This is a genomic window from Intrasporangium sp. (assembly GCF_040414665.1).
GTDB lineage: Bacteria > Actinomycetota > Actinomycetes > Actinomycetales > Dermatophilaceae > Intrasporangium.
The window spans coordinates 1-12,705 of record NZ_JBEDUL010000051.1 but is presented as its reverse complement, the minus strand read 5'-3'; the positions used below and the strand labels follow the sequence as shown (position 1 = coordinate 12,705).

Here is a 12,705-nt window from a genome sequence, read left to right as displayed (position 1 = left end):
CCCCAAGCCCCCACTCCCAATCGTAAGAACAGCTTCCGGGTGCCGAAGTTGTTCACTCGATCGGGGAGGGGCTGCGGTGCTGACGGCGACGGCGGCGGATCAGCTTGGACAGCTCCTCGAGCCAGAGCACCATCGAAGCCATCGCGATGCAGATGAGCCATTGCCCGAGGCTGAGCGACTCGGTGCCGAACGCGGTCTGGAGGAACGGGACCTGCACGACGAGGACCTGTAGGACCAGGGCGAGGGCGATCGCCGCCCAGAGCCAGCGGTTGTCGGTCAGGTGCCAGAAGGCGCTCGTCAGGTCGGACCGTGAGTTGAGGGCGTTGAACAGCTGGGCCATGACCAGGGTTGTGAATCCGGCGGTGCGGGCGACCTCGAGCGACGACGTGCCTCCCCCGACCACGCCACCCGGGAGCATGATGTCGATCGTCAGCAGGGTGACCGCAGCCATGACGACGCCGATGAAGCCGATCCTGGTCCACATGGCTCGGTCGAGGATCCGGTCGGTCTGTCGCCGGGGTGGGTGCGCCATGACGTCGTCGACCTCCGGGTCGACGCCCATGGCGAGCGCCGGTCCCGAGTCGGTGACGAGGTTGATCCAGAGAATCTGCGTCGCGAGAAGGGGCAGCACGAGGTCGCCGGCCGCGCCGGCGTCGGAGAGGCCGATGACTCCGGCGAGGACGACGCCGAAGAACACCGTTGCGACCTCGCCGAGGTTGGACGAGAGCAGGTAGCGCAGGAACTTCTTGATGTTGTCGAAGATGACGCGGCCCTGACGGACGGCATCGACGATGGTCGCGTAGTTGTCGTCGGCGAGGATCATCCGCGCGGACTCCTTGGTGACCTCCGTGCCGGCGATGCCCATCGCGATACCGATGTCCGCCGACTTGAGGGCGGGGGCGTCGTTGACCCCGTCGCCGGTCATCGCAACGACAAGGCCGTGGCTCTGCAGGGCGTCGACGATCCGGAGCTTGTGCTCGGGCGCGACCCGGGCGTAGACGGCCGCGTCGAGCACGGCACGACGGAACTCCTCGTCGTCCAGGGCGTCGATCTCCTCCCCGGACAACGCGGGTTGGTCCGCACGGGCGATGCCGAGGTCAGCGGCGATGCGCGCCGCCGTGCCGGGGTGGTCTCCGGTGATCATCACGGTGCGGATCCCGGCGCGATGGGCCTGGGAGACGGCGTCCCGGGCCTCGTCGCGGGGTGGGTCCATGATGCCGACGACGCCGAGGAGCACGAGACCGGACTCGGCGGACTCGTCGATCTTGTGTCGTCCGCCCGGGTCGACCGCGGCGATCGCATCGGGAACGACGTCACGGTAGGCGACCCCGAGCGTCCGATACGCGTCGGTCGACAGCCCCTGGACCGCCCGGAGGAAGCCGCCGCGATGGTCGTCGTCGAGCGGGACGACCTGGTCCCCCACGCGCACCCAGTCGCAGTGTCCGAGCAGGACGTCGGGCGCCCCCTTTACGAAGAGCCGGTGCTCATCCGCCTCGACGTGATGGCCGAGGATCGACATCATCTTGCGCTGTGACGTGAAGGGCACCTCCGCCTCCCGCTCGTAGCCGGCCACGAGACGCTCGGCGTCTTCCAGCTTGCGCAGGGCGACGAGGAGCGCGGCCTCGGTCGGGTCGCCCTGGATCGTCCACGCGCCGTCCTCCTCGAGGAGCTGCGCGTTGTTGGCCAGGGCCCCGGCCGCGACGACGTTGCGCGACTCGCGGAGCAGGTCCGGTTCGCTGCCGTCAGTGGGCCGGTAGGTCGCCTCACCCTCGGGGCGGTAGCCGGTGCCGGACAGCTCGACGCGGCCGCTCGGAGTGATGATCCGGCTCAGCGTCATCTCGTTGCGGGTCAGGGTGCCCGTCTTGTCCGAGCAGATCACGGAGGCGGCACCGAGGGTCTCGACCGAGTGGAGGTCCTTCATCACAGCGTTCCGGCGGGCCATGGCGCGGACGCCGATGGCGAGGACCACCGAGAGGATCGCGGGAAGACCCTCGGGCACGGCGGCGACGGCGAGCGAGACGCCGAGGAGCAGGATGGTCACGGCGTCGTTCGCGTCGTCGACGCCGTTCAGCAGGGCGATCGCGGCCATGACGACGACCGCGATGCCGATGACGAGCAGGCCGAGCATCTTCGAGACGGCTGCGATCTCCCGCTGGAGGGGCGAGGGCTCCTGCTCCGTCCGATCGAGCAGGTCGGCGATCTTGCCCATCTCCGTGTCCATGCCGGTGCTCGTGACGACGGCCAGCCCGACCCCCTGCACGACCGCGGTTCCCCGGTAGACCATGTTGCGGCGGTCCCCGAGGGAGGCCGGCGCGTCCAACGCTTCCGGCGACTTCGAGGTCGAGGTCGACTCCCCCGTGAGGGACGACTCCTGGAGCCGCAGCGCGGAGGCGGACAGGAGGCGGGCGTCAGCCCCGACGGAGTCGCCCTCCGAGAGGCTCAGCAGGTCACCGCACACCAGGTCGTGAGCCGGCACCGTGACGAGCCGCCCGTCCCGCACCACGGTCGACGCGGCGGCGGTCATCGAGGCGAGGGCGGCGACGGCGCTCTCGGCCTTCGCCTCCTGAACGAGTCCGAGGATCGCGTTGGCGATGACGATCAGGGCGATGACGATCGCATCGACCGGCAGGGAGGCGGCCCCCTCGGCCGCCCATGCTGCGAGAGAGATGACGATGGCAGCGAGAAGCAGATAGATGAGCGGATCCTGGAACTGGCTGAGAACCTTGCGCCACAAGGGAACCGGCGGCTTGGCCCGCAACTCGTTCGGCCCGTCCGCCTCCAGCCGGGCCCGCGCCTCCGCGTCCGACAGACCCCCCTCGGGGTCGGCCTCCAGCAGCGCGGCAACCCGCTCGGCTGACAGGACGGTGGGATCCTCGAGCTGCACCCCGCTCGTCGTCATCACACCGCTTCCGCGGCCGGGCGCGGGGCCGTGAGGAGTTGCCAGAACGCGCCCTTGTGCACGTGCCGCGGCACGAAGCCATGGTCCAGCAGGACAGCCTTCATGGTCTCGGGCGGGTGAGCGAAGGCGCGGTACTCGCGGCCCCGGATCCGTTGCACACCGTTGACCACAGTGAGGGTGGCCACCGAGCCGAGGTGACGCGGCGGGTGGGTGAGGACAACGCCTCTTCTCGCATGTCGCGCGGCAGCCCCGACCAGGGCCTCGACATCGGGGTAACAGCACACGACCCGGTTCAGGACGACGAAGTCGTGCGCGTCCGCGACGTCGGCCTCGACCGCGAGGTCGCCCAGGCGACGGGTCACCCGGCTCGTCATCCCGGCTTCGGCCGCGAGGGCCGCGGCCTCGGGGTCGTAGGCGGAGCTCAGCTCGAGATTCGTCGTCCTGCCTGCGCCACGCCGGAGCAGCTCGAGCTGGATCTCGCCGACCCCACCACCGATCTCGAGCACGGTGGCGCCCTCGATGCCCTGATCGACGAGCCAGTCCACGAGTCGCTGGGAGGTCCGGTCCAGGCCACGACGGCGGTAGCGGCTCGCGAGCTGATGCGCGAGGCGGGGTCCGAAGAACGTGTCGCAACCTCGTGCATCACAGCAACCGGCCATGGGTCGAGTATCCCCGATCCCAATGGGGCCGGCGTTGCTCGAGGCCCGTCCGCGGCATACCTCTTCATGCTTTGGCCGTATGCCGCTGGGCTCGCCCCCGCTGGCCGGCTCAGTGGGTCCGGCGGCCGAGTCGACGCGCCAGGCGGTAGGCCGGCTCACGCAACGCGGTGACCCAGGTGGGTGGCGACGTTCCCTCGAGCCGACGCACGAGCGGATCGAAGCGCGGCGAGGCCCCGGCCATCTCGGCACCGACCTCGATGATCCCCACCGGCGACCAGTCCGCGCCATCCAGGCCGACACTCAGCTCGAACTCCTCGGCACGGCCGGCCAGTGGACGAACGAGGAGCAGCAGCGACGACGCGCCCGCGCAAACGGGCAGCAGGGTCGTCATCGGCTCGTCCATCGGGTGCCGAGTCGCGCGCAGCACATGACGTCCGATCCGACCGACGCCGGTACTGGCGAAGAGCAGGTCCGCCGGGCCGCCGCCAGCGCCGGAGCGCTCGATCCGGAGGGCGAAGCCGCCGATGTCCCACCACCCGTCGGGAGTGCTCATCGCCCTCGACAGTCGCACGATGCACTGGTGCTGGCCGCGCTCGGAGATCAGGGGCACTCCGGTGCCGCCGAGCGGCGCGTCGACCCGAAGGGAGGCGTGGTGCGTGCGGCCCTTGGCGTGGAGCGGTTTGCGGTGGGTCAGCAACGCAACCGCGCCGAGGGTGCCGGCGAGGGCTCCGCCGGCCGCCCTGGCGCCGGCCTGCACTGGTGCGGTGGTCACGTCCGGTCCATACCCCTTGGCGCACGCCGGTCACGCCAGAGGCGGTGCGGCCTGCGGCGCCAGTCGGTGGCGGACCTCACATCGAACAGCCGCCTCGGGCGGGGTGCTCGCATCGGCCGCGGGGGTTAGGTTCGAAGGACAGGACAGGCCCCGATCTCGAGGCTCCTGCTGACCTCGGCCTGATCCACCACCCTCTACGAAAGGCACCGCGATGACTGGGACTGCCGCCATCGAGAACCACGCCCACGGCAAGCAGGTGCTGCAGGACATCGCTCCCCTCAGCCGGTCCCTGCGTCGGGCCATCCCCGAGGTGTACGCGGGCTTCAGCGAGCTGCACAAGGCCGCTCTGGCGCCCGGCGCCCTCGACACGAAGACGAAGGAGCTCATCGCCCTGGCGATCGCGGTCAGCGAGGAGTGTGACGGCTGCATTGCCTCGCATGCCCGCGGGGCAGCACGCGCAGGTGCGACCCGGCAGGAGGTGGCCGAGGCCATCGGCGTGACCATCCTCATGGCAGGCGGTCCAGGGACGGTCTTCGGGCCGCGCGCCTACGCCGCCTTCGAGGACTTCGTCGAGGACTGACCGGTCCGACGGGCGGCTCGACAGCGCCGACCGGCGCTCAGTGCCGACCCTTGGCGAGGGCCAGGAACTCCGCCCGGCTGGCCGGGTCCTCCCGGAGCCGGCCGTGCAGCGCCGACGTCACGGTCCGGGCGCCCTGCGCGCGGGCACCCCGGACGCTCATGCAGGTGTGCTCCGCCTCCACGACGACGCCGATCCCTTGGGGCTCGAGGAGCTCGCCGAGGTGGTCGGCGATCTGCTTCGTCAGGCGCTCCTGTGTCTGGGGCCGACGGGCGTGGAACTCCACCATCCGGGCGAGCTTGGACAGGCCCAGGATTCGGTGGCCCGGGAGATAGCCGACGTGCGCCACGCCGAGGAACGGCAGCATGTGGTGCTCGCACAGCGACCGGACCGGGATGTTCTCGACGAGGACCATCTCGTCGTAGCCGCCGTCGTTGGGAAAGGTCGTGAGGTCGAACTCCGGAGCGCTCGTCATCTCCGCCAATGCATGAGCCATCCGGCGCGGGGTGTCGGCCAGTGACTCGTCCGTGAGGTCGAGGCCCAGTGCCGCGAGCAGATGGCGCGCCCCTTCTTCGGCCGCTGCGAGGTCGACGTCCCGAACAGCAGGAACGATCCTGGGTCGCCAGCGACCCGGTACCGTCGAGAACTCCGGCTCGGCCGGCTGGACGATGGTTTCGGCAGTGGCCGGCGTCTGCATCGGTGACCTCGTTTCTAAAGTTGCGTTTTGTTGATTTTAGAAGCCGCCCGCCGTGCCGTCAACCACTTCCACCACCCAACCGCTGAACACAGACGCCGACGGACCCTCACAAACGGGGATCGCAATCGGGATCCTGTTCGCCTGCGGTTACCGGGGAGCGCTAGCGTGGTCACTGCCAGGGGGGACTGGTGTTCGCCTCCGCTGCGCTACCACACCACGCACCACCGACGGAGGAACCATGTCGACACCAGAACCACAGCCAGAGCAGCAGCCCGCCCAGCAGCCCGACCAGCAGCCCGGCCAGGCAAACCCGCCCGCCGGCTGGTATCCGGACCCGGAGGGGAAGCCGATGTCGCGGTACTGGAACGGCGAAGCCTGGACCGAGCAGCTGGCTCCGCTCAACACGGCTGCACCCGGACAGATCGGCACGCACTACAGCGTGGACGCGACGGGGCAGCCAGTGAGCCCGAGCTCACGCCTCGCGGCGACCCTCCTGTGCTTCTTCCTCGGCGTCCTCGGGGTGCACCGGTTCTACGTCGGCAAGGTCGGCACGGGGATCCTCCAGCTCGTCACCTTCGGCGGGCTCGGCATCTGGGCCCTCATCGACCTGGTGATGATCATCGTCGGCGCCTTCCGCGACAAGGAAGACCGGCTCCTGCTCAACTGGTGACCTGCTGCCTCAGGCCAGCGGCTCGGGGCGGCTCACCTCTGGCCGCGGGATGTCGACGAAGGGCTGGATCGCGATCCCGTGGTCGACTTCCCGCATCCCCAGCTCGTAGGCAGCGGTGCCGGCGGAGCGCAGCAGAAGGTCCGGACGCCCGGGCCGGCTGACCGCGACCTCGATGTCGGCGATGGAGCAGTTGGCGACGTCGTGGGTGTTGCCGTTCGGATCGGCATAGCTCCACCCGACGAACCGCTCCCGCTCGGCCCCGACGTCCACCCCAACGGTGAGGCCGTCGGGTCCGCCCAGTGACACCTGTGCGCCCGCGGGCTGCTCCGCGACGTTGGTCCCGAGGATGCGGCCGACGCCGCCGAGGGGGCTGCGCGCCCCGTCGATCGAGATCGCTCCCGCCGCCACCCACGGCGCCAGCACCGGGCCGACCTTGACGCGCGAGAGGACGACGTCGATCCACGTGTCGTCGCCGGAATCGTCGAAGTGCATTCCGTGCAGCCAGATCCACCGCTCCGCGTGCTGGGAGCCCCAGTTGTGGCCGACCATCCCCGGCCAGTTGTCGATGTCATGGTGCCGGCCGTCGATGCTCACGGATCCGGTGAAGCGCGCGAAGGGATGCAGGCTGACCGGCTTGGTCTTCGGGAAGGACGCGGTGTACAGCCTCGGCTGGGCGAGGTGCTCGAGTCGTGGCTCACCCGTGAAGGCGAGGTCCCACTGGGCTCCGGGCCGGTGGTCGGCGTGACCGATGGCCCCGACCGCCCAGCCCTCGCCGAACGTGGCGCCACCGATCTGCAGGAGTGGACCGGCGGCGCCGTCGGCTGCCTCCGGCCCCGGGACCGTGACCTTCGTGGCGACCGGGCCCTCGGCCGCGTCGAACCACGTGAGCCAGAGCGAGCCGGTCGGCTGCTCGTCGGGAGCGACGCGGACGGTGTACCGCAACCAGAAGCCCCGCCCACCCTCCGGTGCCGTCGCGCGCAGGTAGAAGCTCTCGTAGCCCGCCGTCATGCCGGTGAACCGAGCCACCGGGGCGCCTGCGTCCATGTCGTGAGAGTACAAGCGGAGGTATGCCGCTGAGCTGGTTTGCGTGCCAGCCTTCACGTCGGGTTGCAATCCGTACCAACCTACGGGTTTACCGTGAAGGGACGGCGCCGACGAGTCGGCGCCCCCATCCAGAACGGAGACCGACATGAGCGAACTGCCCCACAGCGTGGCCGACGCCTGCACACTCCCGACCGCGCAGCGGCCGACCCGATCGGCGGAATGGGGCTCCCTCTTCCGCGAGGTGCTGGCAACGGAATCCATTGCGGCCCAATGGGCGCGACTCACCTTCCCGCAGGACCACGCCCTCGAGACGCGGATCCGCGACCTTGCGTCGAAGGAGACCGCCTGCTGCAGCTTCTTCACCTTCGAGCTCGGCGAGGACGTGGATGCGACTGGCGCCCAGACGATCACGCTCGATGTGAGCGTGCCTCCGTCGCAGTCCGCCGTCCTCGACGCGTTCATCGCCTGGGCCGACGGCGCGCGAACGGGTCGGTTGGCCTGATGCGCGCCGGAGCGGTCGCCGCGGCCGCCGGGGTCAACCTCGAGACCCTCCGCTACTACGAGGGCCGGGGGCTGTTGCCGACGCCGGAGCGCAGCCTCGGAGGCCACCGCATCTACCCACCCGAGACGGTGACCACCCTGCGGGTGATCAAGGCGGCCCAACGGCTGGGGTTCACGCTCGACGAGATCTCGGACCTGCTGACCGTCGGACGGCATCATCACGGCACCGGGCGCCGCCCAGCCGGGCTGCAAGCCCTCGCCCGCGACAAGCTCGTCGAGGTGGACGCCCGCATCTCCGACCTGCTCACCATTCGCGATCGCCTCGTCGCGGCCATGGACGCGGGCTGCGACGACCTGACGGAGTGTGCGGGCGTTGACGATTGCCCCATCCCGTTCGAGCCCATCGCCGCGGGTCATCGTTAGGCCCCTTCGTGCGCGGGTAGGACTCCACGCAAGCACCACCGAGGGAAGGAATGGCGCATGACCGCCCAGAACTGGGATCCGTGGAACTACCGAGACGACATCCACTCAGGCGACCGGGACGTCACCGGCGATGTGGCAGAGGACCCGACCGGTCGGCAGCACGACCTCGTCGGCTTCCGCGTCGAGGCTACCGACGGGTCGATCGGCAAGGTTGACGGCGCGACGGACGAGGTGGGGTCCAGCTACGTCGTCGTGGACACCGGTCCGTGGATCTTCGGCCGCAAGGTGATGTTGCCCGCGGGCACGATCGAGCGGGTCGACTGGGAGGACAAGGCAATCCACGTCGATCGCAGCAAGGACGAGATCAAGGACTCGCCGGAGCTCGGCGAGACCGGCTGGGACGACCCGGAGTACCGCGACCGTCTCGGCGGGTACTACAGCGACTACTACGGACCGCGTGTCTGAGCGGTTGCTGAGGTAACGGACCGGGCGGTGCGTTGGCGGAGGGCCGGCGCACCGCTCTTGCCGTGTCATCGAGCTGATCGTCGAAGCCTTGTGACCGCCCCCCGGAGTACGCAGACTGGTGTCGGGGAGGTGGTCTCATGGCCACGAGGCTCGGTCGGCTGGCTCGTCTCGCGGTGGCGATCGCGCTCATCGCGGTGCTGTCGGGCTGCGCGGCCTCCGGCAACCCGCTCGCGAGCAGCGGCTCGGACGCCGGCTTCTGGCTCGGTCTGTGGCAGGGGTTCATCAGCCCGGTGACGTTCATCGTCTCGCTGTTCAACGACAGTGTGGGCATCTATGAGGTCCGCAACAACGGCACCTGGTACGACTTCGGGTTCATGCTGGGCGTCTCGACCGTCTTCGGTTCCGTGCTCGGTGGCTCCAGCGCGGCGCGATCAGCTCGCGCACACCACGAGTGACCATGGGGTCAGGCGACGGGGCAGAATCGAGGGATGAGCCAGACGGGCAGCGAGGATCGGTTCGTCAACCCGACGGTGGGCAAGAAGTACTGGGTCAAGCACGCATACGACACGCTCGTCGAGACCGCCAGCCGCTACAACGCGGTGATCACCTACGGCGATCTGGCCGAGGAGGTGCAGCGCCGGTCCGGTCTTCACACGGATGCTCCGCTGCGCAACTGGGTCGGCGACCTGCTCAAGATGGTCGCCCAGGCCAACCACCTCCGTGAGGAGCCGGCCCTGACCTCCCTCGTCATCCTCAAACACGACGGGCGGGTCGGCGCCGGGTACGACGAGGTCTTCCGGCTCGCCGGCCAGCCACCGATCGCCGACGGGGTCGAGCGCGAGAACCACGCCGCGGCCGCTCGCCTTGAGTGCTACCGCCGTTGGTGCGATGACGTGCCAGCCGATGCGCGCCCGACCGTGGTCACCCATGCAGGTCGACCTCGGGGGGCGGCTGCTGGCCGCCCTGAGGGGAGGGCAGCGCCGAGGTCGCCATCCCGCGCGACGCCGAGGTCTCGCGAGGAGCGACGCGGCAGCATCTGTCCCACGTGCTTCATGGAGATGCCGGTCGCCGGCCCCTGCCCCAACTGCACCTGACGGCACGGGCCTGCCCACGAGTCGATCGGGTGGGTCACTCGGTCACTCGGTCACTCGGTCACTCGGTCACACCGTCACCCGGTCACTCGTCGCAGTTCGTCTTGCCCGCGAACGACTGCGGTTTGGCGAGGACGCCCTCGAGCACCTCGATGGGCACGGCGTAGTTGTGGCCGGGCCCGGTCGAGGCATACACCACACCGACGAGCTGGCCGGTGATGTCGACGAGTGGGCTGCCCGAGCTGCCGTGCTCCACGGGTGCAGAGTTGAGCAGCATGGGGAGGTTGGACTTCGCGACGGGGTCCTTCCGATAGCCGAGCACCTGACCGCTCGTCGTTGTCAGCGGCCCGCCCAACGGGTAGCCGATGGCTGTGACCGTCTGTCCCACGTCGGGATTCGCGGGTGCGAGCGTGATCGACGCCGGCAGCTTCTCCTTCGTCCGCACGATCGCCAGGTCCGCGACGGTCGCGGCGCCGGACGTGCGGACATCGATGTCCTTGCCGTCGAAGGTGCTCACCTCGAGCGTGGTGGCGCCTGCCACCACGTGCCGGTTCGTCACCAGCACGTGGTCGCCGATGGCGAAGCCGGAGCCCGTGCGCACCCCGCCGCAACCGATGTTGCGGATGCGCAGCGCGGCCCGTTCGAGCTCGGTGAATCCCTCGACCGTCGCCTCGCCGGCCTCGAGGTCGAGCGACCGCGACGGCGTCACAGGCAGGGCCGTGGCCACGGGTACCTCCGGCGGCGCGATCGGCGCCAGGTCGCCGCAGGCTGCTGACGACGCCAGCACGAGGACGGCTCCGGCGACGGCACGGGTCCGCCGCACGTCAGTCCCCCTCCAGCCAGCTGACGAACGCGTCGCTGGCCTCCTGAGCCCGGTCACACCCCTGGTCGATCTCCTCGGCCGCCGCGAGGACGTCGGACTTCTCGTAGCTGTCGATGTCGATGAGGTAGTCCTGCAGCTGTTGCAGGCCGGCGACGCACTTGTCGAGCTGGAGCGCGACGACGCGGGACCGCTCGACAGCCGAGCCGAGCACGCCGACGGTGTCGGCCGCATGCGCCTTCTCGTCGGCGAGGTCGCGGATCCGGTCCGAGGCGTCGTTGTACTGCTCGGTGACCTCCTTGAGGGTGCCCTTCGTCTGGGCGAGCGCCGCCTGAGAGGCGTCGAGCAGCCCCTGGACCTGCTGCCGCTCCGCCGTCATGTCGGCCAGCTCGGCTTCGTGCTGCTCGGCGGTGGCCTTCCACTCCCGTGAAGAGTTGTTGGTGTAGACGTATGCCGCTGAGCCGGCTACCAGCGTCAGGGCCAGCAGGCACGTGGTCGCGATCAACGCCGAGCGCGTGCGATCACGATGCCGGACCGGAGGCGTCGTCACATAGGGCGGGACGAACGGCTCGGGCTCCGGGTCGGCGGAAAAGATGTCAAGGGAATCGCCCACATCGGACATCGTGGCCCAGCTGGCCTGTCCCGTCACGGGAATCAGCGCAGGACAGCTCGCGAGCCTGTTTTTTATACGGCGTTTGCCATATTATTTCCGGATGGCGACCACAGCAGGTCCAACGACCGCGACGCGGGAGGTGCCGGTCGACCGGCCGCCGACCCGCAGGGAACCGGGGCGACGGATCTACCGAGTTCTCACCACCACGGACCACAAGGTCATCGGCAACCTCTACTTCGCCACGACCTTCCTCTTCTTCCTCTTGGGCGGCGTGCTCGCCCTCCTCATCCGCGCGGAGCTGGTCTCGCCGGGCCTGCAGGTGGTGGACACCAAGGAGCAGTTCAACCAGCTGTTCACGATGCACGGCACGATCATGCTGCTGCTCTTCGCGACGCCGCTCTTCGCCGCCTTCACGAACGCCATCATGCCGCTGCAGATCGGCGCCTCCGACGTCGCGTTCCCGCGCCTCAACATGTTCGCCTACTGGCTCTACCTCTTCGGCGGGCTCATCACGGTGGCAGGGTTCCTCACCCCCCAGGGTGCGGCCTCCTTCGGCTGGTTCGCCTACGCGCCGCTGTCCGACGTCAGCTACAGCCCGGGGCTCGGCGGTGACCTGTGGGTCTTCGGCCTTGCGTTGGCCGGGTTCGGCACCATCCTCGGCGCGGTCAACTTCGTCACGACGATCGTGTGCATGCGCGCCCCGGGCATGACGATGTTCCGGATGCCGATGTTCACCTGGACCGTGCTGATCACCTCGATCCTCGTCCTCGTCGTCTTCCCCGTCCTCGCTGCGGCGCTCTTCGCCCTGGGCGGGGATCGCCGGTTCGGGATGCACATCTTCGACCCGGAGAACGGCGGGCCGATGCTGTGGCAGCACCTCTTCTGGTTCTTCGGCCACCCCGAGGTCTACATCATCGCGCTTCCCTTCTTCGGCATCATCAGCGAGGTCGTCCCTGTCTTCAGCCGGAAGCCCCTGTTCGGCTACAAGACAATGGCGTTCGCGACGATCGCCATCGCGGCCCTCTCGACGAGCGTCTGGGCGCACCACATGTACGCGACCGGCCAAGTGCTGCTGCCCTTCTTCGCGATCATGTCGATGCTCATTGCGGTTCCGACGGGGCTCAAGTTCTTCAACTGGATCGGGACGATGTGGGGCGGCAAGGTCTCGATGGACACGCCCATGCTCTGGGCGATGGGCTTCCTCGTGACCTTCCTCTTCGGTGGACTGACCGGCGTCATCATCGCCAGCCCCGCCCTCGACTTCCATGTCTCCGACACGTACTTCATCGTCGCGCACTTCCACTACACGGTCTTCGGCACCGTCGTGTTCGCCATGTTCGCCGGCTACTACTTCTGGTGGCCGAAGCTGACCGGCCGGATGCTCGACGAGAAGCTCGGCAAGATCCACTTCTGGATGCTCTTCCTCGGCTTCCACACGACCTTCCTCATCCAGCACTGGCTCGGGATCGAGGGC

Annotated in this window: 15 protein-coding genes; 8 read left to right on the top strand and 7 right to left on the bottom strand. The window is 69.2% G+C overall.

Translation table 11 applies throughout. The features are described 5' to 3' along the window. Nucleotides 1-52: 52 nt before the first annotated feature. From ABF401_RS05410 to ABF401_RS05400, 3 genes are all read right to left on the bottom strand, one after another. The gene (locus ABF401_RS05410; RefSeq protein ID WP_353508513.1) at nt 53-2,899 is read right to left on the bottom strand and encodes a cation-translocating P-type ATPase; all 2,847 of its coding nucleotides are present in this window, start codon (nt 2,897-2,899) and stop codon (nt 53-55) included. Further along, entirely contained in the window at nt 2,899-3,558 is a 660-nt protein-coding gene (locus ABF401_RS05405; RefSeq protein WP_353508512.1) for a methyltransferase domain-containing protein, read from the bottom strand. The genes ABF401_RS05410 and ABF401_RS05405 overlap by 1 nt, the downstream gene beginning before the upstream one ends. Before the next feature lie 109 nt (nt 3,559-3,667). After that, nucleotides 3,668-4,330 carry a phosphodiesterase gene (locus tag ABF401_RS05400; protein ID WP_353508511.1) on the bottom strand — a complete coding sequence of 221 codons (663 nt, stop codon included), beginning with the start codon at nt 4,328-4,330 and terminating at the stop codon, nt 3,668-3,670. A 211-nt stretch (nt 4,331-4,541) separates the two neighbouring features. On the opposite strand from ABF401_RS05400, the gene ABF401_RS05395 reads away from it, so the two are divergent. Then, nucleotides 4,542-4,910, top strand: coding sequence for a carboxymuconolactone decarboxylase family protein (locus ABF401_RS05395; protein ID WP_353508510.1), 369 nt, complete (start codon nt 4,542-4,544; stop codon nt 4,908-4,910). Nucleotides 4,911-4,947: 37 nt separating this feature from the next. Here the strand turns inward: ABF401_RS05395 and folE are convergent, their stop codons facing one another. Continuing rightward, nucleotides 4,948-5,604 (bottom strand): GTP cyclohydrolase I FolE, encoded by a 657-nt coding sequence (folE, locus tag ABF401_RS05390; protein ID WP_353508509.1) that lies wholly within the window; start codon nt 5,602-5,604, stop codon nt 4,948-4,950. 238 nt (nt 5,605-5,842) lie between these two features. Here folE and ABF401_RS05385 point away from each other — a divergent pair, with 238 nt between their 5' ends. Further along, nucleotides 5,843-6,274, top strand: a complete 432-nt coding sequence (locus ABF401_RS05385; RefSeq protein WP_353508508.1) for an NINE protein — start codon at nt 5,843-5,845, stop codon at nt 6,272-6,274. Between the two features lie 9 nt (nt 6,275-6,283). On the opposite strand, the gene ABF401_RS05380 is transcribed toward ABF401_RS05385, so the two are convergent. After that, complete coding sequence (locus ABF401_RS05380) at nt 6,284-7,318, bottom strand: hypothetical protein (protein WP_353508507.1); 1,035 nt, start codon at nt 7,316-7,318, stop codon at nt 6,284-6,286. 145 nt (nt 7,319-7,463) lie between these two features. Between ABF401_RS05380 and ABF401_RS05375 the strand changes: the two genes are divergently transcribed. The 5 genes from ABF401_RS05375 to ABF401_RS05355 all read left to right on the top strand — a co-directional run bounded on the left by ABF401_RS05375 (nt 7,464) and on the right by ABF401_RS05355 (nt 9,801). After that, nucleotides 7,464-7,820, top strand: coding sequence for a hypothetical protein (locus ABF401_RS05375; RefSeq protein WP_353508506.1), 357 nt, complete (start codon nt 7,464-7,466; stop codon nt 7,818-7,820). Beyond that, a complete protein-coding gene (locus ABF401_RS05370) occupies nt 7,820-8,242 on the top strand; it encodes a MerR family transcriptional regulator (RefSeq protein WP_353508505.1) in 423 nt (140 codons plus the stop codon). The genes ABF401_RS05375 and ABF401_RS05370 overlap by 1 nt, the downstream gene beginning before the upstream one ends. Before the next feature lie 57 nt (nt 8,243-8,299). Continuing rightward, a complete protein-coding gene (locus ABF401_RS05365; RefSeq protein ID WP_353508504.1) occupies nt 8,300-8,707 on the top strand; it encodes a PRC-barrel domain containing protein in 408 nt (135 codons plus the stop codon). A gap of 137 nt (nt 8,708-8,844) precedes the next feature. Further along, nucleotides 8,845-9,162 carry a hypothetical protein gene (locus tag ABF401_RS05360; RefSeq protein WP_353508503.1) on the top strand — a complete coding sequence of 106 codons (318 nt, stop codon included), beginning with the start codon at nt 8,845-8,847 and terminating at the stop codon, nt 9,160-9,162. Between the two features lie 33 nt (nt 9,163-9,195). Next, complete coding sequence (locus ABF401_RS05355; protein ID WP_353508502.1) at nt 9,196-9,801, top strand: hypothetical protein; 606 nt, start codon at nt 9,196-9,198, stop codon at nt 9,799-9,801. 82 nt (nt 9,802-9,883) lie between these two features. Here the strand turns inward: ABF401_RS05355 and ABF401_RS05350 are convergent, their stop codons facing one another. After that, nucleotides 9,884-10,621, bottom strand: coding sequence for a S1C family serine protease (locus tag ABF401_RS05350; protein WP_353508501.1), 738 nt, complete (start codon nt 10,619-10,621; stop codon nt 9,884-9,886). Nucleotide 10,622: 1 nt separating this feature from the next. Further along, nucleotides 10,623-11,231 carry a hypothetical protein gene (locus ABF401_RS05345; RefSeq protein WP_353508500.1) on the bottom strand — a complete coding sequence of 203 codons (609 nt, stop codon included), beginning with the start codon at nt 11,229-11,231 and terminating at the stop codon, nt 10,623-10,625. Nucleotides 11,232-11,331: 100 nt separating this feature from the next. On the opposite strand from ABF401_RS05345, the gene ABF401_RS05340 reads away from it, so the two are divergent. Then, nucleotides 11,332-12,705 (top strand): cytochrome c oxidase subunit I (locus ABF401_RS05340; protein WP_353508499.1); only part of this gene is annotated, 1,374 nt, incomplete at its 3' end.